The sequence below is a fragment of the Pantoea sp. SGAir0183 genome, from assembly GCF_043545505.1.
Genome location: NZ_CP028053.1, coordinates 239,163 through 257,273, shown reverse-complemented (window position 1 = coordinate 257,273; position 18,111 = coordinate 239,163). Strand labels below are relative to the sequence as shown.

General features: G+C 55.9%; 16 protein-coding genes and 1 riboswitch. Of the genes, 7 read left to right on the top strand and 9 right to left on the bottom strand.

What is annotated here, in order from left to right; translation table 11 throughout:
• Window positions 1-101 precede the first annotated feature (101 nt).
• Both C1N59_RS01185 and C1N59_RS01180 read right to left on the bottom strand, forming a co-directional pair.
• Window positions 102-1,268, bottom strand: coding sequence for an HD-GYP domain-containing protein (locus C1N59_RS01185; protein ID WP_039342807.1), 1,167 nt, complete (start codon window positions 1,266-1,268; stop codon window positions 102-104).
• Between the two features lie 158 nt (window positions 1,269-1,426).
• Complete coding sequence (locus C1N59_RS01180) at window positions 1,427-1,927, bottom strand: GNAT family N-acetyltransferase (RefSeq protein ID WP_006121137.1); 501 nt, start codon at window positions 1,925-1,927, stop codon at window positions 1,427-1,429.
• A 73-nt stretch (window positions 1,928-2,000) separates the two neighbouring features.
• On the opposite strand from C1N59_RS01180, the gene C1N59_RS01175 reads away from it, so the two are divergent.
• Complete coding sequence (locus C1N59_RS01175; protein ID WP_394550201.1) at window positions 2,001-3,833, top strand: ABC transporter ATP-binding protein; 1,833 nt, start codon at window positions 2,001-2,003, stop codon at window positions 3,831-3,833.
• Here C1N59_RS01175 and C1N59_RS01170 read toward each other — a convergent pair.
• Window positions 3,830-4,954, bottom strand: coding sequence for a GNAT family N-acetyltransferase (locus C1N59_RS01170; protein WP_394550199.1), 1,125 nt, complete (start codon window positions 4,952-4,954; stop codon window positions 3,830-3,832). The two genes, C1N59_RS01175 and C1N59_RS01170, sit on opposite strands and share 4 nt — an antisense overlap.
• A 192-nt stretch (window positions 4,955-5,146) precedes the next feature.
• Between C1N59_RS01170 and C1N59_RS01165 the strand changes: the two genes are divergently transcribed.
• A complete protein-coding gene (locus C1N59_RS01165; RefSeq protein WP_394550197.1) occupies window positions 5,147-5,752 on the top strand; it encodes an alpha/beta hydrolase in 606 nt (201 codons plus the stop codon).
• 23 nt (window positions 5,753-5,775) lie between these two features.
• Here the strand turns inward: C1N59_RS01165 and crcB are convergent, their stop codons facing one another.
• Window positions 5,776-6,153, bottom strand: coding sequence for a fluoride efflux transporter CrcB (crcB, locus tag C1N59_RS01160; RefSeq protein ID WP_394550196.1), 378 nt, complete (start codon window positions 6,151-6,153; stop codon window positions 5,776-5,778).
• A 93-nt stretch (window positions 6,154-6,246) separates the two neighbouring features.
• Window positions 6,247-6,323: riboswitch (Fluoride riboswitch) on the bottom strand.
• A gap of 235 nt (window positions 6,324-6,558) precedes the next feature.
• Between crcB and C1N59_RS01155 the strand changes: the two genes are divergently transcribed.
• Complete coding sequence (locus C1N59_RS01155; protein WP_054632907.1) at window positions 6,559-7,482, top strand: nucleoside hydrolase; 924 nt, start codon at window positions 6,559-6,561, stop codon at window positions 7,480-7,482.
• Between the two features lie 36 nt (window positions 7,483-7,518).
• Here C1N59_RS01155 and C1N59_RS01150 read toward each other — a convergent pair whose 3' ends face one another.
• A complete protein-coding gene (locus C1N59_RS01150) occupies window positions 7,519-8,547 on the bottom strand; it encodes a zinc-binding alcohol dehydrogenase family protein (protein ID WP_394550194.1) in 1,029 nt (342 codons plus the stop codon).
• A 139-nt stretch (window positions 8,548-8,686) separates the two neighbouring features.
• On the opposite strand from C1N59_RS01150, the gene C1N59_RS01145 reads away from it, so the two are divergent.
• A complete protein-coding gene (locus C1N59_RS01145; protein ID WP_054632905.1) occupies window positions 8,687-9,589 on the top strand; it encodes a GntR family transcriptional regulator in 903 nt (300 codons plus the stop codon).
• Window positions 9,590-9,758: 169 nt separating this feature from the next.
• Window positions 9,759-11,111 (top strand): MFS transporter, encoded by a 1,353-nt coding sequence (locus tag C1N59_RS01140; protein ID WP_394550193.1) that lies wholly within the window; start codon window positions 9,759-9,761, stop codon window positions 11,109-11,111.
• Between the two features lies 1 nt (window position 11,112).
• On the opposite strand, the gene C1N59_RS01135 is transcribed toward C1N59_RS01140, so the two are convergent.
• From C1N59_RS01135 to mntP, 4 genes are all read right to left on the bottom strand, one after another.
• Complete coding sequence (locus C1N59_RS01135; RefSeq protein ID WP_172913592.1) at window positions 11,113-12,498, bottom strand: hypothetical protein; 1,386 nt, start codon at window positions 12,496-12,498, stop codon at window positions 11,113-11,115.
• Window positions 12,491-13,411: an alpha/beta fold hydrolase gene (locus C1N59_RS01130; protein ID WP_173476982.1), complete on the bottom strand. Its 921-nt coding sequence runs from the start codon at window positions 13,409-13,411 to the stop codon at window positions 12,491-12,493. Before C1N59_RS01130 ends, C1N59_RS01135 begins: the two co-directional genes overlap by 8 nt.
• A gap of 71 nt (window positions 13,412-13,482) precedes the next feature.
• On the bottom strand, window positions 13,483-14,319 hold the full coding sequence (locus tag C1N59_RS01125; protein WP_006121146.1) for a fumarylacetoacetate hydrolase family protein: 837 nt from the start codon (window positions 14,317-14,319) through the stop codon (window positions 13,483-13,485).
• Between the two features lie 440 nt (window positions 14,320-14,759).
• On the bottom strand, window positions 14,760-15,332 hold the full coding sequence (gene mntP, locus C1N59_RS01120) for a manganese efflux pump MntP (protein ID WP_033738352.1): 573 nt from the start codon (window positions 15,330-15,332) through the stop codon (window positions 14,760-14,762).
• A 304-nt stretch (window positions 15,333-15,636) separates the two neighbouring features.
• Here mntP and C1N59_RS01115 point away from each other — a divergent pair, with 304 nt between their 5' ends.
• Window positions 15,637-15,879, top strand: a complete 243-nt coding sequence (locus C1N59_RS01115; RefSeq protein WP_033738354.1) for a DUF1158 domain-containing protein — start codon at window positions 15,637-15,639, stop codon at window positions 15,877-15,879.
• A gap of 617 nt (window positions 15,880-16,496) precedes the next feature.
• On the top strand, window positions 16,497-18,110 hold the full coding sequence (gene mqo, locus C1N59_RS01110) for a malate dehydrogenase (quinone) (protein WP_033738313.1): 1,614 nt from the start codon (window positions 16,497-16,499) through the stop codon (window positions 18,108-18,110).
• Window position 18,111 lies beyond the last annotated feature (1 nt).

Here is an 18,111-nt window from a genome sequence, read left to right as displayed (position 1 = left end):
AGAGGTTTGGATTTGCTGAATAGCTTGCGCTGAGTCACATAAAGAAAGGGTTAAAAAGCACTGGCACGCTGTAAAAAAGGTATAAAAATGGCGACGTTGGCTCAGGCAACGTCCAGCAACCAGACCCGGTTGAGGTCGATCGTTGGCCAGGCCGCGAGACTCTCCGAGCAGACAATGCTGTCCGTGCAAAAACTGTCCCCCAGATCGACCACTTCTGGTCTGACGGGGCGCTTAGCGTGCAACGACCAGAAAACATGTACGCGCGGCTTCTGAAGCGATTGTTCGCCCGCCTTGACCACCAGTGCAATACGTCCCGATGCCAGCCGCACCAGCGACCCCACCGGATACAGACCGATTGTCGTAACGAACGCATGCAGCAGCGTTGTGTCAAAATGCCCGCGCCAGGCTAGCATCGACTGTAAAGCCTGTGCGGGTGTCCAGCCCTCGCGGTAAGGACGCGTTGAGGTCAGGGCATCGTACACATCACAAATGGTGGCCATACGGGAATAGACGCTAATCTCATGGCCTTTATGACGGTAGGGATAACCGCTGCCGTCATATTTTTCATGATGATGCAGGGCAATATCGACCAGGTCATCCCCTGCGTTCGCTTCCATCAGCATCTGTGCACCCGCTATCGGATGCTCGCACATGATGGCAAACTCGTCGTCGCTCAGCTTATCCGGTTTATTCAGGATACTGAGCGGTACGGCCGCTTTGCCAATGTCATGTAACAACCCTCCCATGCCAACGCGCTGAAGTTGATGCGCATCCAGGCCGAGCTTTTTACCCAGGGCGATCATCAAGCCGCAGACCGCCATGGAGTGCAGGTAGGTGTAATTATCGTGATCTTTCAGTTGTGCCACGCGCAGAAGTGCGCTGGGCTCGCGCTCAATCGAACCGGCTATTTTATCCACAATATCAATCATACTGCTCAGATCGAGGCCGCAACCCATTCGCGCTTCGTTAAACAGCGCCAGGACCTTGATTTTGCCTTGTTCAAACAGCTGCTGTGCCTGTTCACGTTCCTGCGTAAAGGGAGCCTGCTGGCAGGGTGCGGTATGGACTGGCTCAGGAGGTGGTGATGAAATCGATTTCTCTTCATCAATCCATAACCGCTGAATACCTTCACGCCGGAACATCGCAACCTGCTGCGGATCGGTGATCAGCATCTGATTACGAATACGTTTGTCTTTAAACCACCAGACCTCAAGTTTGTGGACGAACATGCCCGTTTTCAGTTCGTCGATCGTTATTAGTTTTATCACAATCGCCCTCCAGAGCATCAGTGGGTGATACCGTCATATCGGCAGGCGATGGGTTTTATGCAGGGCATTTTGTGCGAACTGTGGCACAGAACAACGTTTAAACATGTTGCGCGACTTTTGACCTTAACGCCGCGCGCAAAACGGGCAATGCGCGGTCGTTACGCCACGTTGAGCAGTTTGGCCATCATCACCACATCATGAAGTTTACCTTCACGTAAGGATGCCTGACGACGCACCCCTTCGCGCTCAAAACCCAGCCTTTCATACAGCGCCAGCGCCCGATGATTGTCATGAAACACCTCAAGCTCCATGCGGGTGATGCCCAGCCAGTTACGTGCATAATCCATTGCCGTGCGGATCAACAGCTCGCCAATGCCGCGCCCTGAGAACGCCGGATTGACACCGATGCCGAAGCTGATGCAGTGACGCGTACGCGGATTATGATTTGTAAACAAGGTCAGCTCACCAACCATTTCGCCGTCTACTTCGGCAACAAAATTGATGAAGCCCTCGGCATCCATTTTTGCGAATTTCTTTTCCCAGGTGGCGACGCTGGGAAACGGCAATTGCAGCGTCCAGGGGAAAACCGCCGGATGGCCGTAAAGACGTTGGTAAGCCGCTGCATCATGTGGTTCACGGCCGCGCAGAGTGATATCCATAGAGAATCCTTTTTTTAATCGGACGTACACATGCACTAAGCTGTAATTCTTATCGAACGGAAAGAGTAACTGTATGTTGTATCGTCGTTTCGAACGTTTTATCAATATTTTTCAGGATGCCCCCACCGATATGCCGCCCTCACGGGTCTGGCCTTTTTATTTTTACTACCTGCGCCAGGTGTGGCCGAGCTTCGCAGCACTGCTGGTGGTGGGGCTGGTGGGCGCGCTCATTGAGGTGGCGCTGTTCAGTTATCTGAGCCGCATCATTGATCTGGTTAACCATTCCACCCCGGCTACGCTGTTCCACGATAACTGGCCAACCTTACTCTGGATGGGCTGCGTCGCCCTGATACTGCGGCCGGTGTTTATTGCGCTGCACGATATGCTGGTTCACCAGAGCATTAATCCCGGCATGACCAGCATGATTCGCTGGCAGCACCACAACTACGTTCTGCGTCAGAGCATGAATTTTTTCCAGAACGATTTTGCGGGCCGGATTGCGCAACGCATTTTGCAAACCGGTAACTCGCTCCGCGATTCTGCGGTGCAGTTGGTCGATGCCATCTGGCATGTGCTGATCTACGCCGCGACGGCGCTGGTGCTGTTCGCCGAAGCGGACTGGCGTTTGATGATTCCGCTCATTATCTGGATTGTGCTTTACAGCGCGGCGCTGCGCTATTTTGTGCCGCGCGTAAAGGCCCGTTCCGTGGTGTCCTCAGAAGCGCGCTCGAAACTCATGGGCACGATTGTGGATGGTTACACCAATATAGCTACCATCAAGCTGTTCGCCCATAGCGACCTGGAGCGGCAGTACGCACGTGAGGCGATTCAGGAGCAGACAGACAAAACGCAGCAGGCTAACCGCATGGTAACCAGCATGGATTTGACGCTGTCGACGCTCAACGGCGTTCTGATTGTTGCCACGTCCGGCCTGGCGCTGTGGCTGTGGAGCGCATCGCTGATTAGCGTCGGTGCCATTGCCCTGGCGACCGGCCTGGTTATCCGTCTTGTTAATATGTCCGGTTGGGTGATGTGGGTGGTGAACGGCATTTTTGAAAATATCGGCATGGTGCAGGACGGACTGAACACCATTTCCCAACCGCTTAGCGTGCAGGATGCGCCCCAGGCAAAACAGCTCAGGGTGACGCAGGGGGAGATTCGCTTCGACAACATCCGTTTTAACTATGGTGGCGAGCGGCAGGTGATTAATGGCCTGAACCTGACCATTAAACCGGGAGAAAAGATTGGCCTGATTGGACCTTCCGGTGCCGGAAAATCAACGCTGGTCAATCTGCTGTTGCGTCTTTACGACCTGAACGGCGGGCGCATCCTGATTGACGGTCAGTGTATTGCCGAGGTGACGCAGGAAAGCCTGCGCAGCCAGATTGGCATGATCACCCAGGATACCTCGCTGCTGCACCGCTCTATCCGCGAAAATCTGCTCTATGGCCGGCCCCATGCCAGCGAGGAAGAACTGCAACTGGCTATCCGTCGCGCCCGCGCCGACGAATTTATCCCGCTGCTGTCGGATTCCCAGGGCCGGACAGGGCTGGATGCGCATGTCGGTGAGCGCGGCGTAAAACTGTCTGGCGGGCAGCGTCAGCGTATAGCCATTGCGCGCGTGTTGCTGAAAAACGCGCCGGTTCTGATCATGGATGAAGCCACTTCCGCCCTTGATTCAGAGGTGGAAGCGGCGATTCAGGAAAGCCTGGAGTCGTTGATGCAGGGGAAAACGGTGATTGCCATCGCTCACCGTCTGTCCACGATTGCAAAAATGGACCGGCTGGTGGTGCTGGAACACGGCCAGATTGTCGAAATCGGTAGCCACCAGGAACTGCTGGCACAAAATGGCCTGTATGCCCGGCTCTGGCAACACCAGACCGGCGGGTTTGTCGGGGCGGACTAGTCGCCGCGTCGGTAGGGCAAGGCGTCCCGGGCTTCCTCGGCCCACAGGTGAACGCCCTGCCGCTCCTGCTGCAAAAAATCGTCAACGGCGGCGCGCAGGCCGGGGTGACACAGGTAGTGCCAGGAGTGGGTAATCTGCGGTTCGAAACCACGCACCAGCTTGTGTTCGCCCTGCGCGCCCGCATCGAAGCGTTGCAGGCCTTCGGCGATGGCGAAATCCATCCCCTGATAAAAACAGGTTTCGAAGTGAAGCTGGTTAAATTCCGCCAGGCAGCCCCAGTAGCGGCCATACAGGCTTTCCCCGTCTTTAAGGTAAAAAGCCATCGCTGCGGGCTGCTGCTGCAAACGGGCAATGACGACGCGAATGTTTTCCGGCAGACGCGCGGCCAGTAAGCTAAAAAAGGCACGCGTCAGATAAGGACGCTGACCACGCACCGAGTACGTGTTAGCATAGCAGGTGTACACAAAATCCCATTGATCTTCACGCAGTTGATCGCCGCGATACCAGTCAAATTCAAAGCCGTTCAGGGCGACCTGCTCCCGTTCCTTGCGCAGCTGTTTGCGCTTGCGTGACATCAACGTATCCAGAAAGTCCTGGAAGTCGCGATAGCCGCGATTGTGCCAGTGATACTGGCAGCCCAGCCGCGCCAGCCAGTCGGGTTGTTCCGCCAGCAGCGCGTTAGCGTGAGAGTCGGTGAAATTGATATGCGCGCCACTCAACGCCTGGCGCTCCAGCCAGTCTGGCAGCCTCGACAGCAGACGGATAGCGGCATCGGATTTGCCCAGCACGCGCGCGCCCGTTACCGGGCTGAAGGGAATGGCACCGAGCCATTTCGGATAGTAAGCGATACCGGCTCGCTGACAGGCATCGGCCCAGGCGTGATCGAACACGTATTCACCCTGTGAATGGCTTTTTTGGTAGCCGGGTAGCGCGGCGCAGAGTTCACCCTGCTCACGCCAGACCAGATGGGCTGGCTGCCAGCCCCGTTCCGGCCTGACGCTGCCGCTGTCTTCAAGGCTCAGCAAAAAGGCATGGCGCAAAAAAGGCTGATCATCAGGCAGCAGCGCATCCCATTCAGCGGCGGGAATGTCGGATAACGTGCTCAGGGTAAACAACGACATGCATAACTCCAGACGGCAAGCGGTGACGTTTCAGTCAAGCAGGTTTTACGTTACAGGGAAAGGGAGACGGCACGTAATGTTTGCCTTCCCCTGAACGACAGGCGGCCTTCCCGGCGGTCAGTTTGATTTTGACGTTAACCGGTGTAACTGTTCAAATACCTGTCAGACAACACAACTTTTACAGGAACCGGCATGGCAAAAGCACTGGTGATTTTTCTGCACGGCGTAGGCAGTAACGGCGACGATCTGGCACCTGTCGGCGACTATTGGGCAAGCTTGTTACCCGATGTGGTCTTTGCCTCACCGGATGCGCCTTATGCTTTTGAACAGGGCATGGGCTATCAGTGGTTCAGTCTGGCGGGCATTACGCCGGAAAACCGTCCAGGGCGGGTTCGCGAAGCCCGTGAGGCGTTTGACCGCGTTCTGCGTGACCTGATGGCGCAGCATGATATGGCAGAATGCTGGGAGAAGGTCATCCTGGTGGGCTTTTCTCAGGGCTCGATCATGGCGCTAGATCTACTGGCCTCTGGCCGTTATCCCCTGGCGGGCGTGGTGGCATTTTCCGGCCGACTGGCCTTTGACGGCCCACTGACACCTCTCGCGCATACGCCAGCCCTGCTGATCCATGGCCGGGCTGATGCGGTGATCCCCGTCAGCGAAAGCGAGTCAGCCGCGGCCCGCCTGAAAGCTGCGGCGGTTCCGGTCGAGGCATTGATTGAGCCACAGACTGGCCACACGATTTCAGCCGAGGGCGCCCTGCACGCCGCCAGCTTCATCGCTCAGTGTCTGCAGGACTGACTGCATCCGGTTTCGCGGCGGCGTTAACCCAACAGGTTAATCAGCGCGAAACCGGCAAAACTCATCAGCAACGAGCCAATGACATGCACCAGCGCGCTGCTCATGGCCCAGAGATATTTTCCGGACTGCAACAGGGTCATTAACTCTGCGGTAAACGTGGAAAACGTGGTGAGACCGCCACATAAGCCTGTAATGATCAGTAACCGCCAGGCGGGATCGAGCTGGGGATTTTTGATAAACCAGGCCATGGCCGCCCCGATCACAAAGCCGCCAATCAGATTCACCAGCAACGTACCCGGTGGAAGATTGGGGAAAAACGCATTGAAACGCATACCGAACCACCAACGCAGTACACAACCTACGCTGCCGCCCACGATCACAGCGAATAGCGGTTTTAACATCTTATACTCCCGTTAACAGGCATTGTGCAGAAGACGGTGGAGGGTCAGCAAATACCGGCACCTGACGCTCCCGCTCCCACGAAAGGATAAAGGATAGTGTCAGGCGTCATCAGCCGCAGGGGAAACCTGCTGGCGGTTGGGGAAGGTGGAACGCCATCACCTTGCGCAGGCAATCATACGATGCCTTTTTCTGACTGGCAACTCAGACCATGTGAACGCGCGCGCCCGTGATGTGCGGCTGACATGCAGCGTTAAAAACCCGACGCGGGTAGCCTTAAAAGGGGGGAGAATTCAGGTTTCCCCTTTTTCCGTTTTCCGCTTAAATAAATGACGGCTTTTACGCTTGCCGCGCCCGCACAATGATTGTCGCCCCGGGTGAGGCGCTCACGCTTTCTGGAGAATCCTGTGCGCACTGTCATTTTTGATACTGATATCGGCGTGGATGATGCCTTTGCGCTGGCCTATGCCGCGCGGACGCAACATCTGCTGGGCATTACCACGGTATTCGGCAACGTTGCCGTGGGCCAGGCGGTGAAAAATGCGCGGCTCTTTTGCCAGAAAATGGCGATTGACGTGCCGGTGTACCGCGGCTGCGCCCGTCCGCTGGCACGGGAACCGAGCGCACCTGCCAGGCTGCATGGTGAAGACGGTTTAGGGGATGCGTTTGATAATCCGTTTAGCGACGACGCGCCCGGTGCCGTGCAGTTTATTATCGACAGCGTTCGTGCTAATCCCGGCGTCATTACACTGGTGGCAATCGGTCCCCTTACCAATATCGCCAGCGCCATCAATCAGGCACCGGATATTATCCCGCTGGTCAAAGAACTGGTCATCATGGGCGGCGCCTTTGGTACCGATGGCCACAGCGGGAATGTGACACCGTTCAGTGAATTTAATATCTGGAAAGATCCTCATGCTGCGGATCAGGTCCTGTCCTCGGCCTTGCCGGTTATGCTGATCCCGCTGGATGTTACCCATAAAGTGTTGATCAATAGCGATGAGGTGGATCAACTGCAACAGCCGATCCTGCGGGCGATCTGCCGCCCTTATCTGGCGTACAGTCTTGAGAAGGAAGGATTTGCGGGAATGGCGTTGCATGACACGCTGACGATATCCTGGCTGTGTTTGCCCGAGGCATTTACGCTGGTGGAAAGCCCACTGCGGGTGATTACCGAAGGCATCGCCTGTGGTCAGACGGTGCGCCAGATCAGCACGCTGGCTTCCCGTCACAACCCTTTTCGCGATTTGCCCCGACAACGCATCGCATTGGGCGTGGATGCCGACGCCGTGCGTCGCCACTTTTTCCAGTCGCTCTCCGGAACGGCGTAGCGCGTGCGGAGACAGCGCACCCCGTTGTCTCCGGCTTCAGCGATCAAAATCGATAACGCCCTTAATTAACGCTCGATTGTTGATGACCTGCGCCTCAAAGTGTTCTGCCAGTGTCGAAAACGCGAAACGCCGGTTGAGCATCATATCGGCACGTAACGTCCCGGCCGCCATGAGTTCACGCACCCGATCAAAATCCTCACGGGTGGCGTTACGGCTACCCATGATCGTGCTCTCCTTCTTGTGAAACTCACTGTCAGGAATCACCAAATCCCCTTTATGCAGACCGACGTACACGATTGTTCCGCCATGGCGAATCAGGCTCACGGCCGCGTTCATCGCCGCAGGATTGCCTGTGGCATCAAGCACCTTCAACGGCAGCCTGCCATCAAATTCGTTTCGCAGTGAGATTATAAACGCCGCATCAGCCGGATTGAGCGCACAGAGGCCCAACTGCTGGCTGACGTGCTGACGGCGGTAATCACTGGTATCCGCGACCACCACCTGCGCGCCGTTAGCAGCGGCAATGGCGGCAGCCCCCAGGCCGATCGGCCCCGCCCCCACGACCAGCACCTGCTCGCCCTGCGCCACCGCCGCTCGCCGCACCGCGTGGGCGCTGATGGCAAAAGGCTCAATGAGCGCTGCGGCTTCTGGCGCAAGATCGTCCACCACCAGCAGGTTAGCTGCCGGTACGCAAAGATAGTCGCTAAAGCCGCCATCCTGATGGACACCCATCACCGAAATGTTTTCGCAGCAGTTGGTTTTACCGCTGCGGCAGGCATCGCATTCAAAACAGGAGAGATAGGGAATCAGTGCCACCCGCTGTCCTGCGGCTAAATCGTGAACGGCAGCCCCTGTCTCCACCACCTCCGCACAGAGTTCATGGCCGAGGACACGCGGATAGCTAAAAAAGGGTTGGTTTCCTGCCCAGGCATGAATGTCGGTGCCGCAAATGCCTGCGCTGACGATTTTAAGCAGCGCTTCAGTCGCGGCAGGCCGGGGTTGAGGGCGTTTAGCCCAGACCAGCGAACGCGGTTCTGCGATGACTAAGGCTTTCATAGTGGTCATGGCCCCTCTCCGGTTATCAAAAGCGCAGTTATGGCGAATCTGGCTGCGGCACCGTATTCCCCTCTTCTCACTTTGTGAACCAGAACGGCTTTTTTGGGCCTTCAATGGTTTTTAATGCATAAAAAACCGGAGCCCCCGCATGAGCCGCAGCCAAAATTTACGCCATAACGTCATCAACCATATGCTGGAAAGCATCGCCCAGGGCCACGTTCAGTCGCCGCTGCCACCGCAGGCCGCCCTGGCCGAAATGTTCACGGTCAGCCGCACGACCGTGCGTCATGTGCTGAGTTATCTGCATGAGCGAGGCGTACTGGAAAAAGTCAAAGACAGCTGGGTTATTGTGCGCGCGCCGGAGGCGCAGGACAGCCTGAACGCGGTGATGCCGCCGATTGATCAACAGGCCAGTCTGGTTGAAAAGCGTTTTTTCGATCTGATCAATCAGCGACAGTTGCAGCCCGGCGATACCTTCAGCGAGCTGCAACTGGCAAAGCAGGCCAATGTCAGCCCGGTGGCCGTGCGCGAATTCTTACTGCATTTTATGCGCTACAACCTGCTGGAACCGGTCAAACGCGGCCACTGGCAGATGAAAAAGTTTTCGCAGACGTATGCGGAAAAGCTGTTTGAGCTACGTGAAATGCTGGAAACCCATGCCCTGACGCGTTTTTTAAATTTGCCCATGGACGATGAACGCTGGATTCAGGCGCGCGATCTACTGGATCGGCACCGATCGATGCGTGAGACCATTGCCAGCAACTATCGCCATTTTGCGGCGCTGGATAAGCAGTTGCACTCGCTGATTCTGTCTGCCGCCAATAACCCGTTCTTTAATCAGTCGCTGGAGATTATTTCCGTTATTTTCCATTCGCACTATCAGTGGGATGAAAGCGATCTGAAGCAGCGCAACATCGTTGCCCTGGAGGAGCATATGGCGATTTTGTCTGCGTTAATCGGTCGCCGGGATGTGGATGCGCTTTGCGCCCTGCACAGTCATCTGGCCACAGCCAAGCGATCCATGATCCGCAGCATTAATCAGTACAATTAAAAACCGATTAAAAACCGCAAAGCATTAGCTCTCGCACGATTTTGAAACAACTTTACAACATCTCTGCTTTATCGCCCTTACTCTTCATCGCAACGCGCCGGCGGCCCTGTGCCGTCGGGCATCCTTAATGCTCACAATAATGATAAATCGCCTGCTCAGGGAGATTGCCATGGAAAACAGATCGGTTATTGATCGTTCAACCTCGCCCGCCGCCGCTGCACCTGATGAGGCGTTTGTGCCGTTGCGCAGTGATATCGTGCGCTCGCCGCGCATCCGTAAAGTCCAGATTACCGCCATGCTGTTGCTGCTGCTTGCCGCCATCATTAACTACCTTGATCGCAGCTCGCTGTCGGTGGCCAATATGACGATTCGTGAGGAGATGGGGCTGAGCGCGACGGAAATTGGCGTGCTGCTCTCGGCATTTTCGCTGGCTTACGGGCTGGCACAACTGCCCGCTGGCGCCCTGCTGGACCGCAAAGGCCCACGTATTATGCTGGGCGTGGGCATGTTCATCTGGTCACTTTTCCAGGCCGCGTCCGGACTGGTGCATAACTTTACTCAGTTCGTGTTGGTGCGCATTGGCCTCGGGATGGGTGAAGCGCCCATGAATCCATGCGGCGTAAAGGTCATCAATGACTGGTTCAATATTAAAGATCGCGGGATGCCGATGGGGATGTTTAACGCCGCCTCGATGATCGGATTATCGGTGGCGCCGCCGATCCTGGCGGCCATGATGCTGCTGCTGGGCTGGCGCGGCATGTTTGTGACTATCAGTATTTTAGGGATTTTCCTCGCGATCGGCTGGTACATGACTTATCGCGACCGTGATAACAACACCTTAAGTGCGGAAGAGATCCATTATCTGCAGGCGGGCAGCGTGGCATCGCGTAAAGCGCCGATCAGCTTTCGTGAATGGCGCGGCCTGTTTAAGCAGCGCACCATGTGGGGCATGATGATTGGCTTCAGCGGCATTAACTACACCGCCTGGCTGTATATTGCCTGGCTGCCGGGTTATCTGCAGTCGACCTATCACCTTGATCTTAAGAGCACAGGCTTACTGGCGGCGATTCCTTTCCTGTTTGGCGCAGCCGGCATGTTGCTCAACGGCTATGTGGTGGATGCGTTAGTGAAACGCGGCTGGGATGCGGTTAAAACCCGTAAGGTGTGCATTGTCAGCGGCATGGTTCTGTCTGCGGGTTTTACCGCCTTCGTCACGCGCGCCACTGAGACCACCAGCGCCGTCACCCTGATTGGCATGGCCCTGTTTTGTATTCACTTTGCGGGGACCTCATGCTGGGGCCTGATCCACGCTAACGTGACCGCGCGCATGACAGCCTCCGTAGGCAGCATTCAAAACTTCGCCAGCTTTATCTTCGCGTCCTTTGCTCCGGTGATTACCGGCTGGATACTGGACACCACGAAGTCCTTCAGCCTGGCGCTGATGATTTGTGCCTGCGTAACCCTGATGGGCGCACTGGCCTATCTGGTGCTGGTTCGCAAGCCCATCACCGACGGGGCCTGACTCAGGTTAGCGCCCTGATGCTCACGCCATGACGGGCGCCGTAACGCTGAATACCGGCGATCGCTGTCCCGACAGTGAGCGGCGGCGGCGCAGGCAGCAGCGGTGCCCGCTCACGGAGCGCCGCGTCAAACTGCGAAACACTGGTGACATCATGAGGAAAACGCGTTTCATCCACACCGACCAGCGCGCCTTCGTCTTTGGCGAAGGTAAGCAACTGCTGCCAGCGGGCGATGTCGGCCAGCCCGATGCTGTCGGCCCCTTGTGAGTACAACAGCATATCGATGTAGCGGAACGGCGGCTGTTTTTCCAGAAAACGCTGCAGCGCATCTGCCGAGGCGGCAGAGGGGAACATCAGCCAGAAGGGAATCGCCTGTTGCTGCATACTGCACCAGGGATCCAGCAATATAAAGCTGTCTACCGTAAGCCGGGTGGGCAGCACGCCTGCCGCCAGATACCAGTCACGGTAGATTTCCGCCACCACAAAACTCAGCGCCTCCGGTTGCTCATAACGAATTTCCATCAGCGTCCAGCGTTGAGCTTCTGCCAGTTTTTTCAGAGGAGAGATCAGGTAACCGTCCAGCCCCCATTCGGCTTCAGGGACATGATCGGTGATGGCAGGCGGCGTCCAGCGCGCCCGATCAACCCCTGCCCGCGCCAGATATTCCGCAACGCGGGGGCCGCCCTGCAAATACTCGCTTTCCGTTGCCCCACCGGGTGCGCCAAACTGGAAAAACGAACGGTCGCTGGTGCGGGTGACCGGCCACTGGCGCGTGCAGTGATTGATAAACAGGGTCGCGCCTGCGGGCAATCCTCCCAGCAGAAATTCATTAAAGGCGAGTGGCATATCGCGTAATTTAAGCCGGAAAGCCTGCATATTTTCGAGCAGCAGCCGGTCCTGACTCGGATCCTGCCTGTGATGGACCGCCAGCCTTGGCCAGGTCGCCAGCAGCGCCGCGGCCACCGCTTTGCCTTGCTCAAAGCCGGCCTGGGCATCGTCCGGATCGCTGGGTTCCACGCGCACCGGGCACAGAAACGTTTGCGGTAGCCAGGGCGTTCCCATCGCCGCCGCCAGATGGACCAGCGCACCGTTCGATGCGCCGATAAATGCCGCCGGATACTCGCGCTGCGGGTAGGCACTCACCATCCATTCGGCGATGCCTTCCACATCCAGCTCACCCGCCTGTTTCGGGCTGATTCCGTCCGCCTGGCCACTTATCGCATGGCCCCATTCACGTAACCGGCTCGGTAGTCGATCCAGTGAAGGCAGTAACCGGTCCAGCATCGATGACGAACGGGTCAGGGGCTCATCGCGCAGTGCACTTGTCAGAGCCAGCAACATGGTTGCTGCGGAATCAAAGCGGGCGATGCCCTTCGGCGGTTTACTCATCGGCGTTCTCCTGCTGAATACGGGCCAAAAAGGGTCGGATCGCATGGCAGAAGCTCCATGGATAGACATAGTGCAGCCGGTGGGTACCGCCGCGCAGGGTGATTTTTTCACACTGAGGCAACAGCCCCGCCAGCTCATCCAGCCAGCGCGCCGGACAAACCGGGTCCCGCGAACCCCGGAGCAACAATGTGGGGGCCGTCAGATACGTCAGATGGTATTCAATCGGATCGTTAAGCATGGCGCGCAGCGTGCCAAATACACGGGGGAGACCGGCTTTCGCCCAGTCGATGCGGGCCAGCGGGTCAGGTGAACGGTGGGCTTCCAGTCGGCTGTTGCGCCAGCCGCGCCAGAGCTGGCGCAACAGGCTTCGCGCATGGCGATCGGCTGTGGGCCCCTGTAGCACCAGTCCGGCCACAGCGTCCGGGTGATTATCCGCCAGCGCCGCCAGCACCTGACAGCCAAAGGCGCTGCCGACCCAGATTGCCCGCCGGAAACCATTGTGCTGGAGCCACTGCCACAGGATATCGGCCAGTTCACTGACGGAAAGCACCGGTGCCGATGCGGGCAACGCGCTACCGCCAAAGCCGGGCAGGTCGGGGACCAGCACGTGATAGTCCCGACCCAGCGCGAGGGCCAGCGCCTCCATCGAACGGCCTGACATCGCCAGACCGTGAAGCAGAACGACAGGTAAACCATGAGGCGCGTCGGGCGTCACGCGGGTGAACATGCGCCAGTCACCGATCTGTTGATAGTAACCCGCCAGCCCCGCATGGTGACTACGCGGTGAAACAGGCGGCGTTTGTTTCATTTGCTGCCAGCGCTTCGCGCCCCACAGCACTGCACCTATACCTAAACCAACCCCTGCGGCCACGGCTATGCCCTGTCGCCTTTTACACCGGATGGTACGCCTCATCAGCTGCTCCTGTTCCTGGGTACTTATTGAGTGTAGGACGGGATCGGCAGAGAGGCAGTGAATACACTGCGTCAGGCGACAGGGTTACGCAGGCAACCGATTTTTTCTATCTCGACTTCCACCACGTCGCCACGGAACATGAACAGGGGCGGCGTCCGTTTTTTCCCTACGCCGCCGGGGGAGCCGGTGATAATGACATCGCCGGGTGATAGCGGACTGAAGGCAGAGATATATTCGATAATGCTGGCGACCGGATGCACCATGCTGGCGGTGGTATCGTTTTGCACTTCACGACCGTTCAGTCGGGTTTTAATCGATAACTGTTGGGGATCAGGAATCTCGTCCGCAGTCGTCATCCAGGGGCCAAATCCTCCGGTCTGCGGCCAGTTTTTCCCGGCGGTAAACCAGGTAAACTGCATGTCGCGCACGGTGGCATCCATAAAGCAGCTGTAACCCGCAATGACGTCCAGCGCGTCGGCGGCCTTAACCCGATGCGCCGGTTTACCAATAATCACCGCCAGCTCACCCTCGTAATCGAATTCCTGGGTAGTCAGCGGTTTTTGCAGCGGTTGCTCATGGCCGGTCAGTGAATCAGCAAAACGGATAAATAAGGTTGGCGCGTCCAGCGTTGCGGCAAACTCCTGGCGTTTATCTGCGTAGTTCATTCCTACGCAGAAAATTTTTCCAGGCTGCTCAATAACGGGAAGAAACTGCACGGCGGAAAACGCGTGATCGACGGGCATGTTCTGAAAGGCGGCAAGATCGGCCAGAGAAGAACGTGTCAAAAAGGTTTTTAAATCCGGGCAGGCTTTGCCCAGGCGCATCCCGACATCGATCACGCCCTGTTCCCGTACGATACCCACGCTTTTTTTCCCCTGAGCGGGAAGATAAAAACTGCATAACTGCATTGCTGCCTCTTTTATTATGTCGGGCGATCCACCCGTGTTGAGAATAAATCGGCGCGCAGAGTAGCAAAAAACATGACGGAAATCGTACTGCGATTGGCACAGTGGATGTCCAGTTGTATCACAGTATGTCAGGCGGAATGCAAGGCCAGTGCGGGCTGAACAGAGAGGCGGAGTCAGGCGAGAAGAACGGCAAAATGAGGTGATAATCACCGGTCATTCCCTGACCGCGACTATCGAGGGTAAAACGTGGCGCTTAGTTCAGCGCACCGGGTGGTACGTGTTTAAAGGTTTCCACATACGCGTGAAACACGTACTTAAAAAAACGTTTCATACAGCATCCAGTTAAAAATTTGTTGAATAAATACAGGAAAAGTATAGCTCCTGCTGTTTTAATCAGCAATAAATTTTGAACCAGATCACAAAATACGATTTTGCGGGCGTTACTGAAACAGTCCGAGATGCTCGGTGAGGATGGTGGAGCCAATGGCGATGAGGACCAGTCCGCCCAGCACTTCGGCCCATTTACCTAACACAGGCCCAATGAAGCGGCCGACCAGCACGCCAGTGGTAGCCATAACGGTAGTGGCGGCACCGATTGTCAGAGCCGTGGTGACGATATTAACCTGAAGGAAGGCCAGCCCCACGCCAACCGCCAGCGCATCCAGGCTGGTGGCAACGGCGGTCGCCGCCAGGACCATAAAACCATGGCTTTGCGGCGCTTCGCACGGTTCAGACGCCGTTTTACGGAAGCCTTCCATCATCATTCGGGCACCCAGGAACGCCAGCAGGAAAAAGGCTATCCAGTGATCCCACGCGGCAACATACTGGCTGGCAGCAAGACCCAATGCCCAGCCAATCAGCGGCGTCAGGGCTTCGATACAACCGAAAATCAGACCGGTGCGCACGGCTTCTTTCAGGCCCGGGCGATGCAAGGTCGCACCTTTGCCCAGCGCAGCAGCAAATGCGTCCATCGACATTCCAAAAGCAAGAATCAGGGTGGCGATAAAGGTCATGATTTGTTCACTTGGGATGAAAAGCCAGCATTTCGGGCTGAATTCATCACACATATGGCTCGGTTATTAAAAAGTGCGCGCAGTCTATCACGCAATAATCGTTATAAAAAGACAATAAAATCAGGGATTTAAGTATAGCAAAGGCTATAACTCATAACAATCGCTATGAATGTCTCTAAGTTAATGTCATTTAAGCCTTTTCTTTGCAATGCACAGCGTGACTTCCTGCCCTGAACAGTCCGTCATTGAACCTTCCCGCGGAATGCCGGAAAATGGCGGGCTGGTAAATACGGAATTTTTGTCCATGACTAACCCCTTCGAATCCCTGATCATTCCCGGCGGCATTTTACTGTTGGGCTTTCTCTCTGCCCTTCTGCTTCCCGCTCCCGCGTTTAGCCTGGCCGTCGCGCAGCACCTGCAACAGATGTTCCATCTGCAGGACCTTAATCAGCTTTATACCGTGGTCTTTTGCCTGTGGTTTTTACTTCTGGGCGCGCTGGAGTTTTTTGTTATTCGCTTTATCTGGCGCCGCTGGTTTCGGGCGTAATCACGCCGTCAGGGCGACATCTGCCTGCTGCCCCTCTTTTTTTAAAAGACTGAATTACTGAGAGGCTGGCGGTGGAGAACCTTTGATCATGCAAAGCGTCAACGATGCGGCGCGCTTCCTTGCCGTCGGTCAGTCACCTGGCTGGCTATGAGGTCACAAAAATGTAACATTTGTTTTACAAGATAGCCTTCGCCGCCTTATCGATTAAAAATTCAACGCAAAGAATAAATTTCAATAATCCCTTTTTTTCATTAGGTTATATTATTCCTTTCGCTAAGTGACATTTTCATACCGCACCATTATGGGGCAATCCCGCAACATCCTCTTTTACTTAACCCGTTGAGTTAGCTGCAAAAAAGGCTTATGGCGCGCCTGTTATTATGATTCTTTCTTATGCTGAATCATTTCTGCATTTAAAAAATAAACAAATGTTTAATTCGAACGCGAGAATGTTATATTTGGGCAACAAAGCATAACGTTCAGTTAACTCGTTATCGTCGCTTTAACCTATACCTGAGTCTTAACCCGGAAATAGCGCAACGCGCTCGACAGAAGCGTGACTATTTCACCTGCAACACTGTTGAGCTTCAGGTCAACAGAAGAGGAGATGTCGCCTCATGTGCAAATCAGCTGTAAATCTTGCGCTCACAATGAGTGTTAGCGGAAAGGACACCACCGGGGCGCAGGAGCGTAAAGACGTCGATGTGCTACTCATTGGCGCTGGCGTCATGAGCGCCACCTTAGGCACCTGGCTGCAGGATCTTGAGCCAGACTGGTCCATTGAAATGGTGGAACGGCTGCCGCATGTGGCGGAAGAGTCCTCTAATGGCTGGAACAATGCCGGTACAGGCCATGCCGCGCTGGCCGAGCTGAACTATACGCCGCAGAGAGCTGACGGCAGTATCGATATCGCGAAAGCCATTGCGATTAACGAAGCCTTCCAGATTTCTCGCCAGTTCTGGGCCTATCATGTCCAGAAAGGCAATCTGCATACGCCAAAAAGCTTTATCCACAGCACACCGCATATGAGCTTTGTCTGGGGCGATGACAACGTTAACTTCCTGCGCAAACGCTTTAACGCATTACAGAAAAGCACTTTGTTCCGTGGCATGGCTTACTCTGAAGATCCACAGCAAATTGCGAAGTGGATTCCGTTGGTGATGAAAGGCCGTCCCGCCAGTCAAAAAGTGGCCGCGACCTGGACCGATATGGGCACCGACGTCGATTTCGGTGAAGTGACGCGTCAGTTGATTGCCTCACTGGAGAAAAAAGCCAGTTTCCGTTTGCGCATGAGCCAGGAAGTTCGCGACATTACACGCCTGAACGATGGTCGCTGGCAGGTTACCCTTGTCAGCCTGACAGACGGTTCACGTCGTACGTTAACCGCCGGTAAGATTTTCATTGGCGCAGGCGGTGCGGCGTTGCCGTTGCTGCAGAAGGCTGGCGTTCCCGAAGCCAATGGCTATGCGGGCTTCCCGGTCGGCGGCTCTTTCCTGGTGACCGAAAATCCCGATGTTGTGAAACAGCATATGGCGAAGGTCTATGGTAAAGCGAGCGTCGGTGCGCCGCCAATGTCCGTGCCGCATGTGGACACGCGCGTTCTGAACGGCAAACAGGTTCTGCTGTTTGGGCCGTTCGCGACCTTCTCGACCAAGTTCCTGAAGCAGGGTTCGCTGCTGGACATGTTTGCCTCGCTGAACAGTACTAACCTTATGCCGATGATCAAAGTCGGACTGAAAAGCTTTGATCTGGTGAAGTACCTGATGGATCAGGTTCTGCAAAGCGACCGTGACCGGATGGACGCGCTGCGCGCCTATGTTCCGCAGGCGAAGCAGGAAGACTGGCGTCTGGTGACCGCAGGTCAGCGCGTGCAAATCATCAAGAAAGATGAAAAAGAAGGCGCAGTATTGCGTCTGGGCACAGAAGTGGTGTCGTCGGAAGATGGCTCGATTTCGGCACTGCTGGGTGCTTCGCCGGGCGCCTCAACAGCGGCACCGATCATGCTGGAACTGCTGCACAAGGTCTGTCCAGAGCAGATGGCGTCACCGGAATGGCAAAATAAAATTCGTGCCGTTGTGCCGTCCTGGGGCCGCAAACTTAACGGTGACGTCGCCCTGACTGAAAAAGTGCTGGCTGAAACCAGCCGCGTCCTGCAACTGCCGTATACGCCTGTAACGCCGGTGGCCGCGAATGACGAAGGCCGTGAAACTGCCTACGTCGTCGGTAAATAAC

Bases quoted from the DNA above. Each gene is read 5' to 3' on its own strand.
- C1N59_RS01180 (WP_006121137.1), bottom strand. From the start codon at position 1,927: ATGGATATCACTCTGCGCGGCCGTGAACCACATGATGCAGCGGCTTAC.
- C1N59_RS01175 (WP_394550201.1), top strand. From the start codon at position 2,001: ATGTTGTATCGTCGTTTCGAACGTTTTATCAATATTTTTCAGGATGCC.
- C1N59_RS01170 (WP_394550199.1), bottom strand. From the start codon at position 4,954: ATGTCGTTGTTTACCCTGAGCACGTTATCCGACATTCCCGCCGCTGAA.
- C1N59_RS01165 (WP_394550197.1), top strand. From the start codon at position 5,147: ATGGCAAAAGCACTGGTGATTTTTCTGCACGGCGTAGGCAGTAACGGC.
- crcB (WP_394550196.1), bottom strand. From the start codon at position 6,153: ATGTTAAAACCGCTATTCGCTGTGATCGTGGGCGGCAGCGTAGGTTGT.
- C1N59_RS01150 (WP_394550194.1), bottom strand. From the start codon at position 8,547: ATGACCACTATGAAAGCCTTAGTCATCGCAGAACCGCGTTCGCTGGTC.
- C1N59_RS01145 (WP_054632905.1), top strand. From the start codon at position 8,687: ATGAGCCGCAGCCAAAATTTACGCCATAACGTCATCAACCATATGCTG.
- C1N59_RS01140 (WP_394550193.1), top strand. From the start codon at position 9,759: ATGGAAAACAGATCGGTTATTGATCGTTCAACCTCGCCCGCCGCCGCT.
- C1N59_RS01135 (WP_172913592.1), bottom strand. From the start codon at position 12,498: ATGAGTAAACCGCCGAAGGGCATCGCCCGCTTTGATTCCGCAGCAACC.
- C1N59_RS01130 (WP_173476982.1), bottom strand. From the start codon at position 13,411: ATGAGGCGTACCATCCGGTGTAAAAGGCGACAGGGCATAGCCGTGGCC.
- C1N59_RS01125 (WP_006121146.1), bottom strand. From the start codon at position 14,319: ATGCAGTTATGCAGTTTTTATCTTCCCGCTCAGGGGAAAAAAAGCGTG.
- mntP (WP_033738352.1), bottom strand. From the start codon at position 15,332: ATGACCTTTATCGCCACCCTGATTCTTGCTTTTGGAATGTCGATGGAC.
- C1N59_RS01115 (WP_033738354.1), top strand. From the start codon at position 15,637: ATGACTAACCCCTTCGAATCCCTGATCATTCCCGGCGGCATTTTACTG.
- mqo (WP_033738313.1), top strand. From the start codon at position 16,497: ATGTGCAAATCAGCTGTAAATCTTGCGCTCACAATGAGTGTTAGCGGA.